The following is a 21,817-nucleotide window of genomic DNA, read 5'->3' as shown; positions in this document are numbered from 1 at the left end:
CAGATATAAAACCAGATATTAAAACAAAGCCAGACTAGTTTTGTGTCTGAAGGTTGTCGATAATCGGTAGAATTTTGTTTTCCAGATCACCCGGATTCAAAGGCCCGACATGTTTGTAACGAATGGTCCCTGTTGCATCGACAATAAAGGTTTCCGGAACACCATACACGCCCCATTCGATCCCTGTCCTGCTTTTGGGATCTCGGCCAACTCTGTGGTAGGGATTGCCGTTACGGTTTAACCATTTCAGGGCATCTTCCGGCTTGTCTCGATAGTTGATGCCGTAAAGATTTATATCATCCCGTTCGCCAAGTTTGACCATGTCAGGGTGTTCGGCAAGACAAGGAACACACCAAGAGGCAAAAATATTTACAACTGATACCTTGCCATTGCTGGTTAAATCAGCGCGTGAGAAACCGGGAACGCCAAGATTCTCCAAGGCAACAAGATTGAAATCGGGTGCTGGTTTGTCGATCAATACCGAAGGCAGAATTTTAGGGTCTCTGCCCGGTTTGGTCAGGGCCCAGAAGAAATAGCCAAACAGAACCAGCGTGATCAGAAGTGGAAGCGTGAAGAGTATTTTTTTATTCATGCTGCGGCATTCCGCTCTGATTGTTGTTTTCCTTTGCCTTGTTTTCGTTTCCCTGCGGGGGCACCGACCCTGAGACGTCGATCAGCAAGAGAGAGGAACCCAGCCAAGACCATCAAGGTACAGCCAAACCATATCCAGGTAACCATAGGCTCGCGGTATATGCGAACTGTCCAGCCACCGTCCTCAACTTGATCCCCGATAACCGCATAGTAGTCACCAACAAAAGTGGAATAGATCGCAGCTTCTGTGGTCGGCATTTTCTGAACGTTATAAAGGCGTTTTTCAGGCTTTAGGATCGTCATAAACTCTCCGTTCTGACTAACTGTAAAGGTGCCTTCTACTGCCTGATAGTTGGGGCCTGTCAGTTCGCGAACACCATCAAAACGATAATCCGTTCCGGCAACAGAAATCGTCTCGCCGGGTTTCAGGACGGCAACGTCTTCGACTTTCCACACAGATGTTGAAATCATACCTGCAACGGCAATGGCAAGGCCTCCATGAGCAAGTGTCATTCCCCAGGCTGAACCGGGTAGTTTGATCATGCGTTGCCAGCTTGTGGCCAGTGGCGCACGGAAAAGCTTTATTTTATCTGCCCATTCACTCAGGGTACCCAGCAAGAGCCAGGCGGCCATGCCAAGTCCAAGGATAGCGATAAGCGGGCCACCTTCTGTGACATACCAGGCCAGTAAAATAGCCAGAATTGTTGCCAGGCCTGCATACTTCAAGCGCCCGAGAACACCAATCAAATCAGCACGTTTCCATGGCAGCAGCGGGCCGACACAAACAAGCAAAAGCAGTGGAACCATAACAGGGACAAAGGTGTTGTTATAGAAAGGTGGTCCGATTGAAACGCGACCGCCGCCCAAAGCTTCCATAAACAGCGGATAGAGTGTGCCGAGAAAAACCGTAGCGCAGGCTGTACTGAGCAAGAGATTGTTTAACAGCAACCCGCCTTCGCGACTGATTGGTGAGAAAATACCACCCGCTTTGAGGGAAGGTGCACGAAGGGCAAAAAGAGTCAGTGATCCGCCGATGGCAATGGCGAGAAGGAAGAGAATAAAAATACCGCGTTCCGGGTTCACGGCAAAAGCGTGGACAGATGTCAGCAGTCCTGAACGCACAATAAAAGTTCCGATGAGGGAGAGTGAGAAGGTCAGGATGGCAAGAAGAATTGTCCAGACTTTGAGAGAGTTTCTTTTCTCAACCACAATGGCGGAATGCAGCAGGGCAGTGCCCATAAGCCATGGCATGAAGGAAACGTTCTCCACAGGGTCCCAGAACCACCAGCCACCCCAGCCAAGTTCGTAATAGGCCCACCAGCTCCCCAGTGCAATGCCGCCTGTCAAAAAGGTCCATGCGGTCAATGTCCAGGGTCGAACCCAACGCGCCCACGCGGCATCAACCTTGCCTTCGATAAGTGCAGCGATGGCAAAAGAGAATGCAACGGAAAACCCGACATATCCGACGTAAAGCATCGGTGGATGAAAGGCCAGGCCGGGGTCTTGCAACAACGGATTGAGATCGCGGCCGTTTTCCGGGGGCACGACAAGGCGTGCGAAAGGATTGGATGTGAAGATCAGGAAAGTTAGAAACCCGACACCAATCATGGCCTGGACGGCGAGAACACGTGCTTTGAGTGTTACAGGGAGGTTGCGCCCGAAAGCTGCGACTGCAGCCCCGAAAACAGCAAGGATAAGGATCCACAATAACATGGAACCTTCATGGTTTCCCCAAACACCGCTAATTTTATAAAGCAACGGTTTTGTGGAGTGAGAGTTTTCGGCGACATTAACAAGGGTAAAGTCAGAAACGATATAGGCTTGGGTTAAACAGCCGAAAGCAAGAATAACAAAAAGCAATTGCACCAATGATGCCTGACTGCCAAAAGCCATCAAACGGCTATCCAGTCGTTCCGCACCTATTAACGGCAGGATTGATTGAGCAATCGCGGCAAGCAGAGCCATGATAATGGCAAACTGTCCAAGTTCGGCAATCATTCCGTTGCTTGCTCCTCATCTCCGCGCCACTCGCCAGCTGCTTTCAGGGCTTCGGTGACTTCGGCTGGCATATAATTCTCGTCATGTTTTGCAAGAACTTCGTGGGCCACGAACTCACCTTTTTCGTTTAGACTGCCTTCGGTAATGACGCCTTGCCCTTCGCGAAAGAGATCTGGGAGGATACCTTGGTAGGTGACGGCGACAGTTTCTGCGCCATCTGTAATGGAGAACTTAACCTCGAGGCCATCGCCCAGTTTCTCGAATGTACCATCTTCGACAAGGCCACCCAGTCTAATCGCCCGGCCAACTGTTACCTGCTTGGTTTTGAGGTCTGACGGGCTGTAAAAGTAGGTGATGTTATCATCCAGTGCAGTTAAAACGAGCGCTGTCGCAGAGGCCAGCAAAGCAATGGCGACCACGAGTATATACATTCTACGGCTTTTCCGCGTCATGGGCGGGCTGTCTCTTCCTTGTGACCAGACTGTTTGGTTGAATTCTGAAGGTTTTGGAATTCTTCCAGTTCAGCTTTGTTTTTCCGCAGGCGTTGCAAGGTTGTAACAAGTAAGCCCAACATCACGACAGCCGTTAAAAGATAGGCCGTCCAGATGTAAGCGCCATAGTTTCCCATAGAGAGAAAGTTCGTTATCTGTTCCATACTGTCCTGCGTAACCTGAGTTGTGTCGGGATTAATTATAACAGCTTCCCGGCTTCTTCTCTTATTTTGTAGATAGACATAATTCTACCGTTTAAACACTGGCGCATTATGTCACACTAAAACCCTAAGACTTTGATTCACATCATGATCAATATTTCTTGATCTGGGCTAATTAATCAAAGCTTTTCATTTCTGTTTTGTACACCCTTTTACTAGTGCGCTCTGTCGACAACTGCACGACGATATTTTCGCAGTTTAGCCTCTATTAACTCGCTTTTGATTCGTATCAGTAAAACAACGACGTAAAAAAATTTGAAAGCAATCCCCATGATCATCAATGGCCACAACATTGATGGGTCAATAGTGGGACCATCGGCACGCATTACAGAAGCTGGTTGATGAAGCGTGTTCCACCAATCGACAGAGAACTTGATAATCGGAATATTTACAAAACCGACAATCCCAAGAATGGCTGCCGCCTTGTTTCCCCGTTCCTGTTCTTCAAAGGCATGCATCAGGGCCATGTGGCCGAGATAAAGGAAGAAGAGAATGAGCACAGATGTCAGGCGTGCATCCCATACCCACCAGGCTCCCCACATGGGCTTGCCCCAAAGTGATCCTGTTGCAAGGGCCAGAAAGGTAAAACCAGCCCCGATGGGGGCGGATGCCTTGGCCGCAAGATCTGCAAGAGGATGCCGCCAGATCAAAGAGCATACGGATGCAATAGCGATTGAGGTGTAAACAAACATGGCCATCCACGCAGAGGGCACATGAATGTACATAATTCGTACGCTTTCACCCTGTTGATAATCAGGGGGAGAGGTGAAAAATGACATGTAGAGACCGACGGCCAGTGAGATTACTGTCAGGCCGGAAACCCATGGAAGCACCTGATTGGTCAGCTTCAAAAATCTATTTGGATTGGCAAATCGGTGAAAGACCGACATTGTCCTTATCCCTTCAATTTACATTCTTGTGCATCAGGCACAGGTTCATTCAATGGTGAGCAGACACTAGTGCAAAGATATATACCTTGCCTTGATATCAATCAATTTTGGGATATCAATCAATTTTGAGATATCAATCAACTTGGGTATTTATCAATTGGTCTCAACTCACTTTCTTATGTTTTTTACTCTACCGATTGCCTTAAAGCGGCGGCTCCGGCCAGTGGCGTTATTAATAACGAAACGAGCAATATCGCGCCAAGCAACAAAAGGTGAGGTCGCGCATTGGCGATCACTGCACCAGCTTCCAGACTGTTCATGGCCGCATCAATAGCCCCGACACCAAAAATCAATGTTGGTATATAAAGTGGGAGAACGAGCAGAGGAATCAAGACACCCCCGCGTCTTGCACCGAGTGTAAGTGTGGCTGCAATAGCTCCGATTAAGCTCAGACTTGGTGTTCCCAACATCATGGCAATCAGAAGAATCGTCATGGCATCAGAATCCATATTAAACAGCAGGGCAATCAACGGAGCCGCCAGAATAAGGGGGAGGCCAGTTGTCAGCCAGTGTGCGAGGACCTTGGCGAGGACCGCAACTTCCAGCGATGTTGAGGACAGAATCAGTTGTTCCAGGCTTCCGTCTTCGTAATCAGCAAGAAATAACCGTTCAAGAGAAAGCAGGACAGCCAACAGCGCCGTGACCCAAATAATGCCGGGGGCAATACGCGCGAGCAAGTTTGGCTCTGGCCCGAGACCAAAAGGAAATAGCATGGCGGTGAGAATAAAAAACAAAACGGCCATGGTTAAATCTGACTTTTGGCGTAGAGCCAGACGCAAATCTCTGGAAACAATGTTCAGGAAAGTTGTCATACCCAGGACTCCTCGTCATCTTCGACCGCAAGAAGTTCCTTGTTATAAAGCGGGCTGTAATCCTGCAGGTTTAATCGGCTTGGACTTTCAACATGAATAGGGCTGTGGGTCGCAAAAATAACAGACCCGCCTTTTGATCTGTGCGTTTGTATGACGTTCTCCAGCAAAGCCACTGATGCGACATCCAGCCCGACAGAGGGTTCATCCAATAGCCAGACAGATCGCTCTGATGCCAGCAAGCGTGACAGGGTTAGCCGTCTGCTCTGCCCGGATGACAGAAGATTCGCCGGGGTGTGTTTAAGGGGAAGCATTCTGAAATGATCCAATGCATCGTCCAAACTCGGATCGTCTTTTGTCTTTCCCGACCAATAGGCCAGATTTTCCAAAACTGTTAAGACAGGCTTAATTGCGTTTCGGTGTCCGATGTAGTGGATGTGCCTTTGGACAATTTCGGGCTCTTTTGTGGCATCCTGCTGTTGCCAGAGAATCTTACCTAGCTTTGGTCGGACAAGGCCGGACAGCATGCGTATCAGACTGGACTTCCCGCTACCGTTCGGTCCTTCTAAAATTAGGGCCTCTCCTTCTGATAGACTGAAATTCAATCCGAGAAAGACGGTGCGCCCACCTCTTATACAGGTAAGGTCTTCCCCATGGAAAAGGCTATTGCCCAATTTCTAAACCCTTATTTTTATAGGAACGAAAGTGCAGAAGTCATCATGCCCGATCAGTTCTTTCGCGAATAACTAAAAAGCGTATAGCAAAAAAAATCCCCTCTCGCCAATAAGGTGTTTCCTTATGACGCAAGGGGATCGGGAGTCCTTAAAGAGGATGCGGCTGCCAGTCGGGTATCCGGCAGCCGCTAGAGTCCAGCTTTGGGGTAATGTGGAGATCTTCAGGATCTCTAGCAGAGAGGGGAAGCTCTCTACGGTTTTGAATGTAGGACCCAATTTTGAAGGGACTTAGCCCTAAATGTGGCGAAATGGTGATTTATCCTATGGCTTAAAGATTCTTCATTTTTTGTAATGGTAGTGAATGAACTATATAAAATGCTGTGAAAACAATTAGATAAAACCGCAAGTGTCGCATGAGAGTAAAAAATGATCGCTATTGGGTTATTTTTTATCTTGATAAATCACAATATAAAGATATTGTTATATTGATTTTGGCGCACAGCTCACGCCTAGAGGAGTCGTTATCGTGGAAGTGTTATTAAAAGGATTACAGTCAATCGCCGAACCAACGCGGTTACGTGTTTTGGGACTATGTGCCCATGCGGAATTGACTGTGAGCGAGCTTGTTCAAATTCTTGGACAAAGCCAACCACGTGTTTCACGCCACTTGAAGCTTTTGATGGAAGCGGGGCTTCTGGAACGTCATCAAGAAGGTAATTGGGCTTATTTCAGGCTATCGGATAACCAGCCCTGTTCAGAATTGGCGCGATTGATTATTGATTTGATCCCGGCAGATGACCCTAAACTCGCTTTGGATTTTCAACGACTGGAAGACATTAAAGAAGAGCGTGGTCGCAAAGCACAGGAATATTTCCGTAAAAATGCTTCGGATTGGCACGAGATCAGATCTCTTCATATCGATACCTCTTCTATTGAAACAGCATTCCAGGAAACGTTGTTGAGTGAACCTGTAGAGGAGTTGCTCGACATTGGGACCGGAACCGGACGCGTGCTGGAACTTGTCTCTGGCGAAGTCGGTTCCATTGTCGGTTTGGATATTTCCCGCGAGATGTTGGCAATTGCCCGAAACAATATTGATCGTGCAGGTTTGACAAACTGTCAGGTGCGCCAGGGGGATATGTACCAAATACCCTTTGGTAATGCCCGTTTCGATGCTGTGTGTCTGAACATGGTTCTGCATTATGCGCTCGATCCGCGAATGTGTCTGCGCGAGGCTGCAAGGGTTATCAAGCCCGGGGGCCGTTTAATTCTGGTGGACTTCGCGCCCCACCGTATGGACAGCCTGCGCGATGATCATGCACATCATTGGTTGGGTTTTGATGATAAACAAATTGAAGAGTTTTGTGATGATGCGGGGTTAACCCTCTCTGACCCAGAACATCTTCCGGGTGATCCGCTGACGGTCTGCATTTGGACAGCGCGTCGCGATCCCAATACGGAGTAAAAAGAATGAAAAGACCCGATATCAGTTTTGAACTGTTTCCGCCGACTTCGGCAAACGGTCTTGATAATCTAACAAAGACTGTAACGCGTCTGAAAGCTTTTGAGCCGAAATACTACTCTATTACATATGGAGCGGGTGGGTCCGGGCAACAGAAATCAAAAAATCTGCTGGAACAGCTGTCACAAGACAAAGACCTGACACTTGCGGCTCACATCACAATGTCCGGCGCATCAAAAGCTGATATTCTGGAAACGGTCAAAGGTTGGCGTGATCTGGGTGTAACCCGTCTGGTTGCCTTGCGTGGTGATGCAGAGGAACCGGGTGCGGCCTTTAAACCTCATGAAAATGGTTTTCGGGATTCTGTTGAGTTTATTGCAAGTCTGAGAGAACTGGGTGATTTCGATATTGCCGTTGCGGCCTATCCTGATCCACATCCCGACAGTAAGTCATTGGCCGATGATCTGGCGTTTTTGAAGCAAAAACAGGATGCGGGGGCCACAACGGCCATCACCCAGTTTTTCTTTGAGGCTGAGTGCTATTTTCGCTTTGTTGAGGCCGCGCGAAAAGCGGGCATAACAATTCCGATTATTCCGGGTATTTTACCCATTAATAATATTACTCAATTACAGCGCTTTGCCGATCGTTGTGGCGCGACAATTCCAGACTGGGTTAGCAAAGCTTTCGAGGGGTTGGACGATAATCCTGAAACGGCTGCGGCCGTTGCCGTATCGCTCTGTCTGGATCTGTGCCGTGATTTGATCGATGGCGGTGTGAACGCATTCCATTTTTATACACTTAACCGTTCACCGTTAACAGAAGCTGTATGCCGGCTTCTATCTATTCAAGCTGAAGAGAAGGAAGCTGCATAATGAGAAACTTTATTGATGCGCTAAACAGCCGTGTTTTGTTAACTGATGGCGATTTGAAGCCAACCCTGCGTGAGGCTGCGATTGATCTAAAGCGTGCGACTTTTGGTAACGACGATTGCCTTGCCGCCTTGAACATTTCCCGCCCCGATTTGGTGACGGCTGCCCACAAAGACTTTTTGGAAGCAGGCGCGGATGTTATTCGAACTCATACAAAAGAAGCTTCGATAGATGCTTTGGCAAAGTTCGATATGCAGGATGAAGTCTTTATTATCAATCATCTGGCCGCGGAGGCTGCTTGTCTCGCCGTTGATTCCCTGCCCGGCGGTGATCGTCGTCGATTTGTGTTGGGCGTTGCAGATCAGTCTGGTGCATCTGGCACTGATAATGAATTGCGATATGGTGCTTACATTCAGGTTCAGGGACTTGTATCTGGGGGCGTTGATGCGCTGACGTTCAAGCCTGTGGCCGATTTGGAACAGGCACGTGCACAGTTGGCCTCTGCCCGACAGGCCCTTTTAGAGCTTGGGTCTTCGGTTCCATTGCTTTTGGATTATTCCGAAGAACTTGATTTTACGGATGATACCGTTGGCGATTTGGTGGATGGCGTTTGTTATGTTGAAAATGGGGACACGATAAAAGCTGGCTTCCCAGTGCATCAAGTCGGACAGAAAATCCTTGTCCATGGGGGGCGCTCCCCACAGGAGACCTCAAGACTTGATACGGCGTTGCGTAAAAAAGCGGCTGATGGCTATCGCCCGGTCACGCGCCCGAATGTATCCCCGCGTGAGGCCATTGTGCCTGTGTCGAGCTGGAATGACTATTCAGCGGTTGCCAATAACTGATCTGTATTTAATGAAGTCACATTTTAATTGTGCGATCATAGAAAAGAGGATGCATCTGGCGAAGAGTGCATCCTCTTTAGTTAGGTGTATCACTCTAAATCCCTACTTTTTGTGCGAGACAATTCGCTCGTTTATGGCGTCTTGCGCTTATATCCATTTGACGTGACTATAGATTCAGATCAACAACTGAGGGCACTCTGATCCGAGTGCGATTGGATATGGTTGAGTTTCTGGATGCTGCGTTTCTGGCGCGTGTGCAATTTGCCTTTACGATTTCGTTTCATATTGTCTTTCCGGCCTTCTCTATCGGATTAGCGAGTTACCTTGCTGTTCTCGAAGGCCTCTGGCTTTGGACGGGGCGTGATGTCTTCCTGCGTATTTTCCAATACTGGATAAAAATCTTTGCCGTTGTTTTTGGCATGGGTGTGGTCTCTGGCATTGTCATGAGCTATCAGTTCGGAACGAACTGGAGTGTTTTTTCCGACAAAACAGGCCCGATACTTGGTCCCTTAATGGGCTATGAAGTGCTGTCCGCCTTTTTCCTTGAGGCCGGATTTCTGGGTGTCATGCTTTTTGGCATGAACAAGGTTGGCAAAAAGCTACATTTTTTTGCGACGCTTATGGTGGCCCTTGGTACTCTTTTCTCTGCCTTCTGGATATTGTCTGTGAATTCCTGGATGCAGACACCGGCAGGCTACGGTATCAACGAAGTTGGACAGTTTATACCCGTGGACTGGTGGGCTGCTGTTTTCAACCCGTCCTTTCCCTATCGTTTGGTTCATATGGTCTTGGCGGCCTATCTGACAACGGCCTTTGTTGTTGGCGGTGTTGCGGCGTGGCATCTGTTGCGTGACAAGACGAACCAGTCTGCGCGGATTATGTTTTCAATGGCGATGTGGATGGCGGTTATCGTTGCACCGATCCAGATTATCGCGGGTGATTTTCATGGGCTGAATACCCTGGAGCATCAGCCTGCTAAAATCGCTGCCATCGAAGGACATTTTGAAACAAAAAAAGGGGCGCCACTTATTCTCTTTGGTCTGCCATCAATGCAGGATGAAGCGGTTCATTATGCATTGGAAATCCCCAAGTTAGGCAGCTTGATTCTGACGCATGATCTCAATGGTGAAATCAAGGGCTTGAAAGAATGGGCCCCGGAAGACAGGCCGAATGTGCCCATTGTTTTCTGGTCATTTCGTATTATGGTTGGGCTGGGATTCCTGATGGCTGCCTTGGGGGCCTGGAGCTTTCTTCGGCGCATGCAGAATAAGCTGTATGAAACACCTTTGATGCTGCGATTTGCGACATGGATGGCGCCATCCGGTTTTATCGCCCTTTTGGCAGGGTGGATTACAACAGAGGTCGGGAGACAACCCTACACGGTTTATGGTCTGTTGCGTACATCTGATTCCATATCACCGATTGATGCCCCTGCGGTGGCAATATCTCTCCTTGCTTTTGTTGTGGTGTACTTCGCAGTGTTTGGTGTCGGGGTGGTTTATATCCTGCGTTTGATGAAGCGAACACCGGATACGGATATCCCTGATGATTATAAATCTGATGGAGTCCCCGTGCGTGCCACAAGTATGTTCCCAGTGAAAAAGCTCTCTTCACATGATCAAGAATTAGCAAAAGCTTCAGGAGGTAAGACAAATGGAAATTGATCTCGCACTTATCTGGTCTTTGTTAATTGCTTTTGCTGTTCTTGCTTATGTCCTGCTGGATGGTTTCGATTTGGGCATTGGTATTTTGTTTCCCATCTTTAACAAGGGAAGTGAACGTGACTATGCCATGAATACCATTGCGCCGGTATGGGATGGGAACGAGACCTGGCTGGTTCTCGGCGGTGGCGGGCTTTTTGCTGTTTTTCCTCTGGCGTATTCTGTTGTGCTACCTGCACTTTATGCGCCTTTGACCCTTATGCTGTTGGGGCTGATTTTTCGCGGTGTTGCCTTTGAGTACAGATGGCGAAGTAAGAACTCTCAAGGATTTTGGGATTTGGCTTTTTTTGGCGGTTCGCTTGCGGCAGCCTTTTGTCAGGGAATTGCCTTGGGGGCTTTGGTTCAGGGCATTGATGTGGTTGATCGTGCCTATGCTGGTGGATGGTGGAATTGGCTGACGCCGTTTTCATTGCTGACGGGGGTATCTGTTGCTGTGGGCTACATTCTGCTGGGATCGACATGGTTGATTTTAAAAACTGTCGGACCAGTTCAGGAAAAAGCTTATCGCTACGCGAAGCCGGCGTTATTCGGACTTTTGGGCCTCATTGGCCTTGTCAGTATTTGGACGCCCTTTCTTAATCCGGAATTTCTGGCGCGCTGGTTTACCATGCCGCAAATAATCTATACGGCTCCGGTGCCTCTTCTTGTTTTGGTCACGGCGCTGGTGTTGTTGCGGGGGCTTCGGGAAAAGAACGATGCTTGGCCTTTCTTTGCCAGCCTGGGGTTGTTTGTTTTGACGTATGTTGGTTTGGGGATCAGCTTTTTTCCTTACATGGTGCCTCCTAGCCTGACGATCTGGCAAGCGGCCGCACCGGATGTTAGTTTGGAATTTTTGCTTATTGGTACTGCGGTACTCATACCGTTAATTCTTGGCTATACGGCCTACGCCTATTGGGTGTTCCGTGGAAAAGTCGATCCAAAAGAGGGGTATCATTGATGGCAACGAATAGCCCTGTGAATAAGACTTTGCCTAGGGCACCTATAAAGAATCAGGCCGAAATAACACCTCAACCAGAGGGAAAGAACCTTTGGCATCGTTTGATTTGGTTTGTTGGCTTGTGGCTTGGCGGTGTTTTCGCTTTGGGTGTGGTCGGTTATGCGATCCGTGCCTGGCTGGGCCTTTCTTGAGTTTGGGGTCAGAGGATATCCAAGCCCAAATCCAGACAAGACGCACTGTGGGTCAGCCATCCCATAGAGATAACATCAACGCCGGTTTCTGCGATGGCGCGTGCCGTTTCGTGAGTGATGCCGCCGGATGCTTCTGCGATGGCCTGCCCATCAATCATGGCAACGGCCTGACGCAAGGTGGGCAGATCCATGTTGTCTAACAGAATAATATCCGGCTTGTGTGGAAGTGCCTGTTCCAGCTGATCAAGCCGATCAACTTCGACTTCGATTTTGACCATATGCCCAATTTGAGATCTGGCGGACGTTATGGCTTTTCCAATGTCCCCACCAACTGCAGCAATATGGTTATCCTTGATCATGACGCCGTCATAAAGACCAAAGCGATGATTGTGTCCTCCGCCGCACCGCACGGCGTATTTTTCAAAAGCACGCAGGCCGGGGGTAGTTTTTCTGGTACAGGTAACACGCACAGGCAGGTCGTGAATCAGGTCAACAATATTGCGAGTGGCCGTGGCAATCCCTGATAGATGCCCCATATAGTTCAGGCCAACACGCTCCCCGCTCAGGATTGCACGGGCAGGGCCTGTTATTGTAGCAACGATACTGCCGGGCGAAAGACGTGAGCCATCTTCCAGCAGGATTTTGACGCTCACCTGTTCCGATAATTCAGCCATTGCAGCTTTTAGAAATGCTGTCCCGGAAATGATGCCATTCTCCCTGCTAACGATTGACGCTTTTAGTTGGGCATCTTCGGGGATCATTGACTGGCTGGTGAGATCCCCGGTTGATCCTAGGTCTTCCACAAGCGCGGCCTGTACAGCCTGTTTAATAAGGGGAAAGGGTAGGGAGGGTATATTCATCGTTTAAACTTTTTCATCTTTGGGGGCGTTTATGAAGCCAGCTTCATTGCAGTATTTGTTGTGCCAGTAGCTGTGTTCTTTATGACATCGCTCAGATCTATTGTGCTGTGATGCTGGTACTGAGGATTGCTTGCGGGGTAGTCGAGACGATAATGCCCACCCCGACTTTCCTGTCGCTCAAGTGCTGTTGCTGCTATCAAGCGACTGACGGTCATTATGTTTCTTAGTCGCGCCGAAGCATGCGGGACCTCTAACTCGATACGATCCAGCTCTTTCAGCAGCATTTTTAATCCCTTTTCATCCCGGCAAAGTCCGATATGGCGATAGTTCAGGGTTTGCAGTTCACTGATGTTCTCTTCATCTGGTTTGGTGTAGGCACGAGCATAAGCGCTTTCTGGAATCTTGATTTTCGGTTTACTGCGCACTGCATTGTCGGCAAGAGAATCACAGATATCCTTGCTGACAAGGGGGGCAAAAACCAGCGCTTCCAGCAAGGAGTTACTGGCCAACCTGTTCGCGCCGTGCAAGCCGGTGCAGGCGACTTCGCCACAGGCCCAAAGTCTCTTAAGCTTTGTCCGTCCACGATTATCCGTTTCTATGCCGCCCATATGATAGTGGGCGGCGGGAACGACCGGAATAAGATCATTTACCGGATCAATGCCGTGGTTTTTACAGTGCGCGTATACTGTGGGAAAGTTTTCGGGAAAGACATCCCCGATAGATTTACGGCAATCAAGATAACAGCGATGCCCTTTTTGTATCTGTTGCCATATGCCTCTGGCGACAACGTCCCTTGGCGCCAGTTCGGCGAGGGGGTGTTCATCCTGCATAAATCGCTTGCCTGTTTCATTCACCAACCAGGCGCCATCCCCGCGCAGAGCTTCTGTTGCCAGAGGGCGGGGAGTAGCTTCTACATCTATGGCTGTGGGGTGAAACTGCACAAATTCGAGATCTTTCAGTCGTGCACCAGCCCGGGCGGCCATGGCAAGTCCATCCCCGCAGGCGGCAAAAGGATTGGTTGTTGCGCTGTAGATTTGTCCAATACCGCCTGTTGCAATAACTGTGGCCTCTGCGGTGACTGTCAGCACCTGATTGTCTTGCAGAAGGCTTGCGCCGAAAACCTGTTTATTCTGGCATAGCAAATCCAGGGCTTCTGCATTTTCGAGGACAGTAATATGTGCGGCTTCTTTGACCCGTAGCTGCAGAACACGCATGACTTCTTTGCCCGTCGAATCCCCGTTGGCATGGACAACGCGCCTGTGGCTGTGTGCGGCTTCTCTGCTGAGGGACAGGCCTTTGTCATCATGATCAAAGATGACACCAAGATCGATCAGATCGCGAATGCGTTCTGGCCCGAGATCGGTGACGAGTGAAGCAACATCTTCATCTGCAATGCCCCCGGCCACAGCAAGCGTATCCGCGAGGTGGTTTGCAGGACTATCGGCAGGATCCAGTGCCGCCGATATTCCCCCCTGTGCCCAGGTGCTGGATGCCTCTTGCCCAAGCGGACCTTTGGATAAAAGCGTAACTGTTTTGGGCGCAAGACGTAGCGCGGCCATCAATCCGGCGAGACCTGCACCAATGATCAAAACATCTGTGGTTGTACCTTTAATTGTGTCAGCTTGTGTGGGCACGGCGAAGCCTTCCTAACTTGCATCCAGCATGCGTTGAACCGCAAGACGTGCCCGATCAGCAAGGGCAGGGTCGACAGTAACCTCGTGGGTCATGGTCTTTAGGGACTCACAGATGTTCATCAGATTGATACGTTGCATATGGGGGCAAAGATTACAGGATCTGATGAAGTTGGTATCCGGGTTTTCAGAAGCTATGTTATCGCCCATAGAACATTCGGTGATCAGGGCAACTTCGGCTGGTTTTTGCTCTGATACAAAATTGATCATACCTGCTGTTGATCCTGAATAGTCCGCAGCTTCGACAACTTCTGGTGGGCATTCCGGGTGTGCAAGGACGGTGACGTTGGGGTGCGCTTTGCGCAGTTGAGTAACCTGTCGTGCCGTAAAGCGTTCATGTACTTCGCATTCGCCTTGCCATGTCAGAATCTCAACGTTGGTTTCGGCGGCAACATTGGCGGCAAGAAAACGGTCGGGGATCAAGAGCACCCGATCCACACCCAATGATTCAACAATTTTCACAGCATTGCCCGATGTGCAGCAGATATCTGATTCAGCTTTTACTTCGACCGAGGTGTTTACATAGGTCACAATCGGCACGCCGGGATATTTTTTGCGAAGATTACGTACATCTTCACCTGTGATGGAATCTGCCAGTGAGCACCCGGCTTTGGGGTCTGGTATCAAGACGGTTTTGGACGGGTTAAGAAGCTTTGTTGTTTCGGCCATAAAGTGAACCCCCGCCATGACAATGACGTCGGCTTCGACATCAACGGCCTTTTGTGCCAGAGCCAGTGAGTCCCCGACGATATCAGAAACGCAGTGATAGATATCTCTGGTCTGATAGTTGTGGGCGAGAACAACTGCATTACGTTCTTTTTTTAACCGCAGGATCTCATCAACATAAGGTGCAAAATCGGGCCATTCTTCCTTACTTATCGCGGGGTAAACCTGATCAAAGACAGCTGCAGTACGTTTGGCTACTTCTGGGGTGTATGTGTATTCTTCTGTCTCTGCTAGTGCGATATTGGCAGACATGACAACCTCTTTTGCTCCATTTGAGTATAAGGGGGCTATAAAAAAAGATGGGTAGCCCCTGTTTGGCTTATGCTACAAATGAGTATTACTTGGGTCAAGCATATTATGCTCAATATTAGTATAAGTAGGGTGGTGCAGAGATGACTCGGGTTTTTTTGAGAGAGTCAGTTTTGCCGGACACCCAGTGCTTGTCGTTCTTTAAGGACTTCACGCCGAAAACGGAACTGACTGGCCGGACGCCCCCCGGTCTGGCTTTCGATTTTACCCGTTGCTTCCACCAGACCCTTTTTCTCGATCAGGCGCCGAAAATTCTGTTTATGGAGAAGGGATCCCGAGAGAGCCTCGACAACTTTTTGGAGTTGCAACAGGGTAAAGGTTGGGGGCATCAACTCAAACACGACAGGTCGATATTTTATTTTACCCCGCAGGCGCCCAATAGCTGTTGCTAAAATGCGTCGATGATCCAGTGCCATTGCGGTTCCGCGATGGTCACTTATTTTTTCTCCATTCAAGCTATCTTGTCGTTCTGTGACTAAACTTGCTTCATAGAGGAGCTCGTACCGCTCGAGAACCAGTTCATCGTTCCAGGGAGTGTCATCCAATCCAAAGGTGATGCAGGTTCGTTCGTAGCGATCTTTTTTTTCGTCGCTATTTGGGGCATTTACAATCCAGCTTCGTAAGGCGGGAATAATATCGCTCTCTAATATAGAGGGCGTACCATCGCGCCAATCTTCCCATGGGAAGAAACGATACCAGTCCTGCCAAACTGCATTCTCAATTGCGGTTGGCCCGGTGTCTTGCACCAAAGCAAGGTAACCAACGGACACCAGACGGGCGCCGCCTGCTTCTTCACGAGGGTCACGTCCCTCGTTGCCGAATGTATAGAGCTGTTCGACATACCCGATGTCATGATCTGTCTGTTCTTCCACCCATGATCTCAATCCTGTCTCAAGGGTGCGGTGTTTAAGCGGGTAGAAGGGGCCAAAGGGAAGAGCTTCGTGCCGATTGTCATGGGGCAGAGCTGTTCGTTCTGTCAGGGTTTCGTGCTGGGCAGTCAATGTTTCGGATGTATGTTGTACGACAAGAACCTTTGGTTGCTCTTCAATAATCGCAACAATAACGGCATTCAGCCCGATCACGACCTGTCCGTTTGCTGGTTCTGTGCTTGCATTCATTCCTAGTTTGCCCTCTTTACTTAAGCGCCTAAGATCACAGAGGAATTGCGATTAGGCAAGGGGGCTGATGGCGGGTGATTGGTATAATCTGCAAATTTCTACTGTGAAAAGGTTTGTTGTTCTGCGGTCAGTAAATCACAGTCGCCAAGTTTAATTGCTTCTCGCAAAGGGTCCAGAGGCGCGTTGTTCGTGACAAATTGATTGATTTGAGAGAAGTCGCATTGTTTAACCGGGGCCATTTTATCAAACTTGCTTTGGTCAAGCGCCATAATGGTCTGTTGGGAATGGCTGATTAGGGTTTGAGAGAATACTGCTTCGCAAAGATGGTTGACCATAAAACCCTTTTCGCAATGCACAGCTGATGCCGATAGTATCGCGTGGTCCAGCTCAAACCGACTTACGAATTCCAACGCCTCGGGGCCGAAAGCGCCTGCGTCATGTTCCCTCAGCTCTCCCCCGGCTAAAAATACTCTGTTTCCATTTCTACTTACCAGTATATTGGCAATCGAGGCCGAGTTTGTAACGATGAACAAATTTTTATGTTCGCTAAGTGCCATGGCAACGTAAGCAGTGGTCGAGCTATTATCGAGAAAAAGTGATTCTCCGTTGCGAATTTGTGCTGCGACCAGGGCGGCGATCTGTTGTTTGGCTTCTTTATCCTCTGCAAGCCGCCGGGAAAAGGATGGTTCTGGAATACTTTCAGGAAGTGAGACGCCACCGTGTACTTTTTCCAATAAACCTTCTGCGACAAGGCTATTTACATTCCTGCGGATTGTTTCCATTGAAACCTCAAGGGTATCTGCAAGAGCGGACGTGGTGCAAAAGCCATTAAAGCGAACGTTTTTCAGGATATCGAGTTGGCGTTTTGAAGGGGTCATTTAATTCTATTTCATATCTTTGCTGTTGTTTCTCTGTCTATAACATCAAATCCACAAGAAAAACATAATTTATCCTCAAATTTTGAGTTTTTGTGATTGACGCGACTCTAATTTAAGTGGTTTTATGTGGTTATTGTGGATTTATGTGGGCATTTGTTGCTCTAGGGAGAAAGTGATGACTGATCGGCGTCATGTAGAGGTTCTTGTTGTCGGGGGTGGGATTATAGGGTGTTCTATTGCCTATCATCTGACGCGTATGGGCAAGCAGGATGTGGCTGTTTTGGAAAAAAATCAGTTAACCCATGGGGCAACATGGCATGCCGCTGGTTTGGTTGGGCAGTTAAGATCCTCGCGGAATACAACCCGCATGTTACAGAAATCTGTTGAACTATATGACAAGCTAGAAGCCGAAACCGGGCAAGCACTGGATTGGAAAAAGGTTGGCAGCCTTAGATTGGCAAGTTCTAAGGATCGCATGCTCGAAATAAAGCGTTTGGCGACAACGTCCAAAAGCTTTGGTCTTGAGATGCAAATCCTGACGACACAAGAGGCTCAGGAACTCTTTCCGATTATGACAACGGACGGTGTCGAAGGGGCGGCCTACATTCCAAGTGATGGTTATATTGACCCAAGTTCGGTTTGTCAGGCATTGGCAAAGGGGGCCCGAGATCAGGGGGCAAAAATTTACCAGGGTGTCGAAGTACTGGAAGTGCGTCGAAACGGACGGCAAGCCACCGAGGTCGTTACCTCTGAGGGAACTTGGACTTTCGACATATTGGTAAATGCTGGTGGTATGTGGTCTCGGGATCTCGGCAAGCTTAGTAACGTAAAAGTGCCCGCGTGTGCTTTGGAACATCAATACATGATCACTGATCCAATCCCTGATATGCCCAAGAACATGCCAACCATGCGTGATCCGGATCGGTTGGTCTATTACAAGCCAGAAGTGCGAGGAATGGTTGTCGGCGGATATGAAAAAGGAACGCTTCCCTTTGGGGATGATGGTATTCCTCAGGGATTCGGGCGGGAACTACTGGGTGGAAATTTTGACCGCTTTGAACAGTTGGCTTGTCTGGCTTCGGAAATCACACCGGTAATTAACTCTGTTGGTATTCGCGAACTTATTAATGGCCCTATTCCCTATTCTGCAGATGGTGACTTTGTAATGGGAAAGGCCGTTGAGCTTGATAACTATTTTGTTGCCAGTGGTTTCCTCTACGGGATTGCCGCAGGCGGTGGCGCCGGGCAAATGATGGCTGAGTGGATCGTTAATGAAGCCCCGAGCCTTGATCTTTGGCCCCTGGATATTCGGCGGTTCAGTGAACATCATAACACTAACTATTTTATGTATAACCGTGCCGTTGAACACTATGGGGGGCATTACCTGCTCCATAAACCAGGCGAGGAAGCCGAAGCGGCCAGAGGAATAAGACGCAGCCCGCTTTATGATATCTTGAAGGAAAAAGGGGCCTGTTATGGCAGCAAAGCGGGCTGGGAGCGCCCAAACTGGTTTGCGCAGGATAGGGAAGAAGCTGTTGATCAGCTGGATTTTGACCGCAAGAAAACAAACTGGTTCTCTCCTGTTGCCAAAGAGTGCAAGGCAGTGCGAGAGAATGTGGGATTAATAGATCAATCCTCTTTTGCGAAGATGGAAGTTGTCGGGCCGGGCGCATTAGCAGCCTTGCAAAGGCTCGCTATTTCAAACCTTGATAAGCCAGATGGATCGGTTATCTATACTCAGCTTTGTAACGAAAAAGGCGGGATTGAAGCTGACTTGACGATTTGTCGTCTGGGGCGTGAGCGCTTTTATATTATTACAGGTAGCGGTTTTGCGACGCATGATTTTCATTGGATTAAATCACATTTACCAGCAGATGGGTCGGTCCATACGTTTGATGTGACTTCTGCCCGGGCCGTGATCAATATCTGTGGGCCAAATTCAAGGGCTGTTTTGCAGTCTGTTACGCGGGAAGATATTTCCAACGACGCTTTCCCTTTTTCGACCTGTCAACAAATTGAAATTGGCGCTGCAACTCTTTGGGCGTTGCGTATTGGTTATGTTGGTGAATTGGGTTGGGAATTACATATTCCAACTGAATTTACTGCTCATGTGTACGAAAAGCTCTGGGAGGCAGGGCAATCCTATGAAATTGCCAATATTGGTTACCGGGCGATTGATAGCTTGAGATTGGAAAAGGGCTATGTCTATTGGAGCTCGGAAGTAACCCCAGATTACAATCCCTATGCGGCGGGGCTGGGTTTTAAGGTCGCGTTGAAATCAAAAGAAAATTTCATTGGCCGTGAAGCTCTTTTGTCGATCAAGGAAAGTGGGCCGACTGAAAAATTATCGACCTTTACTGTTGAGGCTGATGTCTCTCTTTATGGTGCAGAAACAATTTTCCACGGGGATGATGTGGTTGGGCTGACGACATCTGCAAATCATGGTCATACAATCGGGACGCAAATTGCGATGGGTTATCTTCCTGCTTCGCTTGCTGACCAACAGGGATTCGAGATTGAAGCTTTTGGTAAACGCTATCCTGCAGTGCGTGTTGATGGCGCATTGTATGATCCGACGAATAAGCGATTAAAAATGTAAGGGGATGGAAATGGATGCGCAGCAAATTACATCAGTCCTGTTGTTGGTTCCTGAGCTAGAAGATTGGACACCCGGCAGCTATAGTGTTGAACGCCTCGGTGGGCTGACAAACCTTGTTTTTAAGCTATCGAGAAATGACGAGAGCTATATTGTTCGAATTCCCGGTGAGGGAACTGAGGCATATATTGATCGGTCTGTTGAATCTCATAATGCACAAGTTGCTGCGGATATAGAGGTATCTGCGGAAGTACTCTATAGTGATCCTGCAAGCGGTGTGATGGTTTCTAGATTCTTGGAGGGGGCGCAAACAATGAGCCCTCTTGCCTTCAAAGAAGTATCCGGGGCTGTGGGGCGTGCTGGGCATTCCTTGGCCCTGTTGCATAACTCTGGTCAGGAGTTTTTGTTCCGTTTTGAACTCTTTGCCATGATTGATGAGTATTTGAAGGTTCTCTCTGGCTTGGATGTCACCTTGCCCGAGGGGTATTCCGAGGTTGTCGAAGAGGCACAAAATATTCGCAATATATTGGCCTCAAAGAAAAATCTGCCGTTAGCACCGTGTCATTGTGATCCCCTGTCTGAAAACTTTCTGGATGACGGCGATAAGATGTGGATTGTGGACTGGGAATATTCAGGGATGAATGATCCTCTCTGGGATCTTGGCGATCTTTCAGTCGAAGCTGAATTTTCCGAGGAACAGGATCGGGAATTACTTGTTGCTTACTGGGGGGAGGAACCACCAGCTGAAATTCTTGGTCGTATGGTCATCTACAAGGCAATGTGTGATCTTCTCTGGACGCTTTGGGGGCTAATTCAGCACGGGAATAATAATCCGGCCGAAGATTTTTGGGCCTACAGTATTGAGCGCTTTGAGCGTTGTAAGGCGTTAATGTCTTCTTCTGATTTTGCCGGGCACCTTCGCGCGGTTGATGAGGGGCGGCTATATGATTGATTCCTTCTTTAGGGGGGGAGGTGTTGTCCGGGGAATGATATTTAGCCGTTAATCTGGTTATTTAGGTATCGGGAAATGGCGTATGCTTCTTATATGGCTTTTGTCTTGAGTGGTAAGCGCATAAGAAGTTCATCATAGTAACAATCTCCAACCTTGATGGCTCTGGGTTCGCACCCATATTCGATAAAGCCCAGCTTCTTATATAGCTTGATGGCTGAAGTATTCGATGTCACCACAGTTAAGAGAAGCTCTTCGGTTCTGTGCTTTGCTATTTCGATAATTTGTGAAATTAGTTGTTTGGCCAAACCGTTACCCCGCATTTCCGGCTTTATATAGATGCCCCACAACATTCCTTTGTGTTTGAGCTTCTCTTTCCTTGGAATGGCTAAGCCAGCAATACCAACAATTATCCCTTTGTTGGTGTAGGCACCAAACACTTCGTTGTTTGTTAAGAGCTCCCGATAATGAGAAGGCGCTTTGGTTGATTCATCCGAATAAGATGCGCCAAATGCTTCGGGTGTGTTTTTCAGGCCTTCCAATCTGAGTTCTCTATAAAGGGCAGCGTCGTCGGAAGAGATTCTTTTGAATATAAAATCGTTATCTATGGGCATCTCGAGTGCAGAATCCTTTTTGTTTGGGGTGATTCGCAGAAATTCGGACAAATTTATAGGGACGAGAGTTGTTTTTTATAATGTGCGGAAGAATCATACGTGTTTTTTTGCATCGATTCATATTTAGAGTCAGGGATTCTTCATGGATTTGCACTGATTCTTTCATGATTTTTACTTTCGGGAATCTGTTCTTTTCAGAAAACATCACAGATGGTTATGTTTCGGGTAATAAACTTACGCAAAGACCCCTTGTGAAGGTAATATTAAAAAAATGTGAGTTTTTTGCAAAAAGGTCTTTGACAGTGTTGGTTGAGGGG

Annotated in this window: 21 protein-coding genes; 8 read left to right on the top strand and 13 right to left on the bottom strand. The window is 48.4% G+C overall.

Features of this window, described 5'->3' with window-relative positions:
* Nucleotides 1-34 precede the first annotated feature (34 nt).
* From WH95_RS14815 to ccmA, 7 genes are all read right to left on the bottom strand, one after another.
* Nucleotides 35-592 (bottom strand): DsbE family thiol:disulfide interchange protein, encoded by a 558-nt coding sequence (locus WH95_RS14815; RefSeq protein WP_046508663.1) that lies wholly within the window; start codon nt 590-592, stop codon nt 35-37.
* Nucleotides 589-2,589 carry a heme lyase CcmF/NrfE family subunit gene (locus WH95_RS14810; protein ID WP_046508661.1) on the bottom strand — a complete coding sequence of 667 codons (2,001 nt, stop codon included), beginning with the start codon at nt 2,587-2,589 and terminating at the stop codon, nt 589-591. Before WH95_RS14810 ends, WH95_RS14815 begins: the two co-directional genes overlap by 4 nt.
* Nucleotides 2,586-3,041: a cytochrome c maturation protein CcmE gene (ccmE, locus tag WH95_RS14805; protein WP_046508659.1), complete on the bottom strand. Its 456-nt coding sequence runs from the start codon at nt 3,039-3,041 to the stop codon at nt 2,586-2,588. Before ccmE ends, WH95_RS14810 begins: the two co-directional genes overlap by 4 nt.
* Nucleotides 3,038-3,244, bottom strand: coding sequence for a heme exporter protein CcmD (gene ccmD, locus WH95_RS14800; protein ID WP_046508657.1), 207 nt, complete (start codon nt 3,242-3,244; stop codon nt 3,038-3,040). The genes ccmE and ccmD overlap by 4 nt, the downstream gene beginning before the upstream one ends.
* A 212-nt stretch (nt 3,245-3,456) precedes the next feature.
* Nucleotides 3,457-4,191 carry a heme ABC transporter permease gene (locus WH95_RS14795; protein ID WP_046508655.1) on the bottom strand — a complete coding sequence of 245 codons (735 nt, stop codon included), beginning with the start codon at nt 4,189-4,191 and terminating at the stop codon, nt 3,457-3,459.
* Nucleotides 4,192-4,376: 185 nt separating this feature from the next.
* Nucleotides 4,377-5,063, bottom strand: a complete 687-nt coding sequence (ccmB, locus tag WH95_RS14790) for a heme exporter protein CcmB (protein WP_046508653.1) — start codon at nt 5,061-5,063, stop codon at nt 4,377-4,379.
* Nucleotides 5,060-5,734: a heme ABC exporter ATP-binding protein CcmA gene (gene ccmA / locus WH95_RS14785; protein WP_046508651.1), complete on the bottom strand. Its 675-nt coding sequence runs from the start codon at nt 5,732-5,734 to the stop codon at nt 5,060-5,062. Before ccmA ends, ccmB begins: the two co-directional genes overlap by 4 nt.
* A 526-nt stretch (nt 5,735-6,260) precedes the next feature.
* Between ccmA and WH95_RS14780 the strand changes: the two genes are divergently transcribed.
* The 6 genes from WH95_RS14780 (at nt 6,261) to WH95_RS14755 (ending at nt 11,759) form a co-directional block, all read left to right on the top strand.
* Entirely contained in the window at nt 6,261-7,199 is a 939-nt protein-coding gene (locus WH95_RS14780) for an ArsR/SmtB family transcription factor (protein ID WP_046508649.1), read from the top strand.
* A gap of 5 nt (nt 7,200-7,204) precedes the next feature.
* Entirely contained in the window at nt 7,205-8,068 is an 864-nt protein-coding gene (metF, locus tag WH95_RS14775; protein ID WP_046508647.1) for a methylenetetrahydrofolate reductase [NAD(P)H], read from the top strand.
* Nucleotides 8,068-8,910, top strand: coding sequence for a homocysteine S-methyltransferase family protein (locus WH95_RS14770; protein ID WP_046508645.1), 843 nt, complete (start codon nt 8,068-8,070; stop codon nt 8,908-8,910). Before metF ends, WH95_RS14770 begins: the two co-directional genes overlap by 1 nt.
* A 218-nt stretch (nt 8,911-9,128) precedes the next feature.
* Nucleotides 9,129-10,574, top strand: coding sequence for a cytochrome ubiquinol oxidase subunit I (locus WH95_RS14765; RefSeq protein WP_046508643.1), 1,446 nt, complete (start codon nt 9,129-9,131; stop codon nt 10,572-10,574).
* Complete coding sequence (gene cydB / locus WH95_RS14760) at nt 10,564-11,568, top strand: cytochrome d ubiquinol oxidase subunit II (RefSeq protein ID WP_046508641.1); 1,005 nt, start codon at nt 10,564-10,566, stop codon at nt 11,566-11,568. Before WH95_RS14765 ends, cydB begins: the two co-directional genes overlap by 11 nt.
* Complete coding sequence (locus WH95_RS14755; protein ID WP_046508640.1) at nt 11,568-11,759, top strand: DUF2474 family protein; 192 nt, start codon at nt 11,568-11,570, stop codon at nt 11,757-11,759. Before cydB ends, WH95_RS14755 begins: the two co-directional genes overlap by 1 nt.
* Nucleotides 11,760-11,767: 8 nt before the next feature.
* Here the strand turns inward: WH95_RS14755 and nadC are convergent, their stop codons facing one another.
* The 5 genes from nadC to WH95_RS14730 form a co-directional block, all read right to left on the bottom strand.
* Nucleotides 11,768-12,619, bottom strand: coding sequence for a carboxylating nicotinate-nucleotide diphosphorylase (nadC, locus tag WH95_RS14750; protein WP_046508638.1), 852 nt, complete (start codon nt 12,617-12,619; stop codon nt 11,768-11,770).
* Nucleotides 12,620-12,648: 29 nt separating this feature from the next.
* A complete protein-coding gene (locus WH95_RS14745; protein ID WP_046508636.1) occupies nt 12,649-14,253 on the bottom strand; it encodes an L-aspartate oxidase in 1,605 nt (534 codons plus the stop codon).
* Nucleotides 14,254-14,265: 12 nt separating this feature from the next.
* A complete protein-coding gene (nadA, locus tag WH95_RS14740; protein ID WP_046508634.1) occupies nt 14,266-15,288 on the bottom strand; it encodes a quinolinate synthase NadA in 1,023 nt (340 codons plus the stop codon).
* Nucleotides 15,289-15,452: 164 nt separating this feature from the next.
* Nucleotides 15,453-16,463, bottom strand: coding sequence for an NUDIX hydrolase (locus WH95_RS14735; RefSeq protein WP_046508632.1), 1,011 nt, complete (start codon nt 16,461-16,463; stop codon nt 15,453-15,455).
* A 98-nt stretch (nt 16,464-16,561) separates the two neighbouring features.
* Nucleotides 16,562-17,341: a DeoR/GlpR family DNA-binding transcription regulator gene (locus WH95_RS14730; RefSeq protein ID WP_046508630.1), complete on the bottom strand. Its 780-nt coding sequence runs from the start codon at nt 17,339-17,341 to the stop codon at nt 16,562-16,564.
* Between the two features lie 175 nt (nt 17,342-17,516).
* On the opposite strand from WH95_RS14730, the gene WH95_RS14725 reads away from it, so the two are divergent.
* Together WH95_RS14725 and WH95_RS14720 are read left to right on the top strand one after the other, a co-directional pair.
* On the top strand, nt 17,517-19,940 hold the full coding sequence (locus WH95_RS14725; RefSeq protein ID WP_046508628.1) for a GcvT family protein: 2,424 nt from the start codon (nt 17,517-17,519) through the stop codon (nt 19,938-19,940).
* 10 nt (nt 19,941-19,950) lie between these two features.
* On the top strand, nt 19,951-20,889 hold the full coding sequence (locus WH95_RS14720; protein WP_052742061.1) for a choline kinase family protein: 939 nt from the start codon (nt 19,951-19,953) through the stop codon (nt 20,887-20,889).
* Nucleotides 20,890-20,978: 89 nt separating this feature from the next.
* Here the strand turns inward: WH95_RS14720 and WH95_RS14715 are convergent, their stop codons facing one another.
* Nucleotides 20,979-21,500 (bottom strand): GNAT family N-acetyltransferase, encoded by a 522-nt coding sequence (locus WH95_RS14715; protein ID WP_046508626.1) that lies wholly within the window; start codon nt 21,498-21,500, stop codon nt 20,979-20,981.
* Nucleotides 21,501-21,817 lie beyond the last annotated feature (317 nt).

It is taken from the genome of Kiloniella litopenaei, from assembly GCF_000982415.1.
GTDB lineage: Bacteria > Pseudomonadota > Alphaproteobacteria > Kiloniellales > Kiloniellaceae > Kiloniella > Kiloniella litopenaei.
The sequence above is the reverse complement of the archived record's forward strand: the minus strand, read 5'-3'. Positions and strand labels throughout refer to the sequence as shown.

Bases quoted from the DNA above. Each gene is read 5' to 3' on its own strand.
- WH95_RS14730 (WP_046508630.1), bottom strand. From the start codon at position 17,341: ATGACCCCTTCAAAACGCCAACTCGATATCCTGAAAAACGTTCGCTTT.
- WH95_RS14795 (WP_046508655.1), bottom strand. From the start codon at position 4,191: ATGTCGGTCTTTCACCGATTTGCCAATCCAAATAGATTTTTGAAGCTG.
- WH95_RS14770 (WP_046508645.1), top strand. From the start codon at position 8,068: ATGAGAAACTTTATTGATGCGCTAAACAGCCGTGTTTTGTTAACTGAT.
- ccmD (WP_046508657.1), bottom strand. From the start codon at position 3,244: ATGGAACAGATAACGAACTTTCTCTCTATGGGAAACTATGGCGCTTAC.
- metF (WP_046508647.1), top strand. From the start codon at position 7,205: ATGAAAAGACCCGATATCAGTTTTGAACTGTTTCCGCCGACTTCGGCA.
- WH95_RS14725 (WP_046508628.1), top strand. From the start codon at position 17,517: ATGACTGATCGGCGTCATGTAGAGGTTCTTGTTGTCGGGGGTGGGATT.
- cydB (WP_046508641.1), top strand. From the start codon at position 10,564: ATGGAAATTGATCTCGCACTTATCTGGTCTTTGTTAATTGCTTTTGCT.
- ccmE (WP_046508659.1), bottom strand. From the start codon at position 3,041: ATGACGCGGAAAAGCCGTAGAATGTATATACTCGTGGTCGCCATTGCT.
- nadC (WP_046508638.1), bottom strand. From the start codon at position 12,619: ATGAATATACCCTCCCTACCCTTTCCCCTTATTAAACAGGCTGTACAG.
- WH95_RS14720 (WP_052742061.1), top strand. From the start codon at position 19,951: ATGGATGCGCAGCAAATTACATCAGTCCTGTTGTTGGTTCCTGAGCTA.
- WH95_RS14755 (WP_046508640.1), top strand. From the start codon at position 11,568: ATGGCAACGAATAGCCCTGTGAATAAGACTTTGCCTAGGGCACCTATA.
- nadA (WP_046508634.1), bottom strand. From the start codon at position 15,288: ATGTCTGCCAATATCGCACTAGCAGAGACAGAAGAATACACATACACC.
- WH95_RS14735 (WP_046508632.1), bottom strand. From the start codon at position 16,463: ATGAATGCAAGCACAGAACCAGCAAACGGACAGGTCGTGATCGGGCTG.
- WH95_RS14810 (WP_046508661.1), bottom strand. From the start codon at position 2,589: ATGATTGCCGAACTTGGACAGTTTGCCATTATCATGGCTCTGCTTGCC.
- ccmB (WP_046508653.1), bottom strand. From the start codon at position 5,063: ATGACAACTTTCCTGAACATTGTTTCCAGAGATTTGCGTCTGGCTCTA.
- WH95_RS14765 (WP_046508643.1), top strand. From the start codon at position 9,129: ATGGTTGAGTTTCTGGATGCTGCGTTTCTGGCGCGTGTGCAATTTGCC.
- WH95_RS14815 (WP_046508663.1), bottom strand. From the start codon at position 592: ATGAATAAAAAAATACTCTTCACGCTTCCACTTCTGATCACGCTGGTT.
- WH95_RS14715 (WP_046508626.1), bottom strand. From the start codon at position 21,500: ATGCCCATAGATAACGATTTTATATTCAAAAGAATCTCTTCCGACGAC.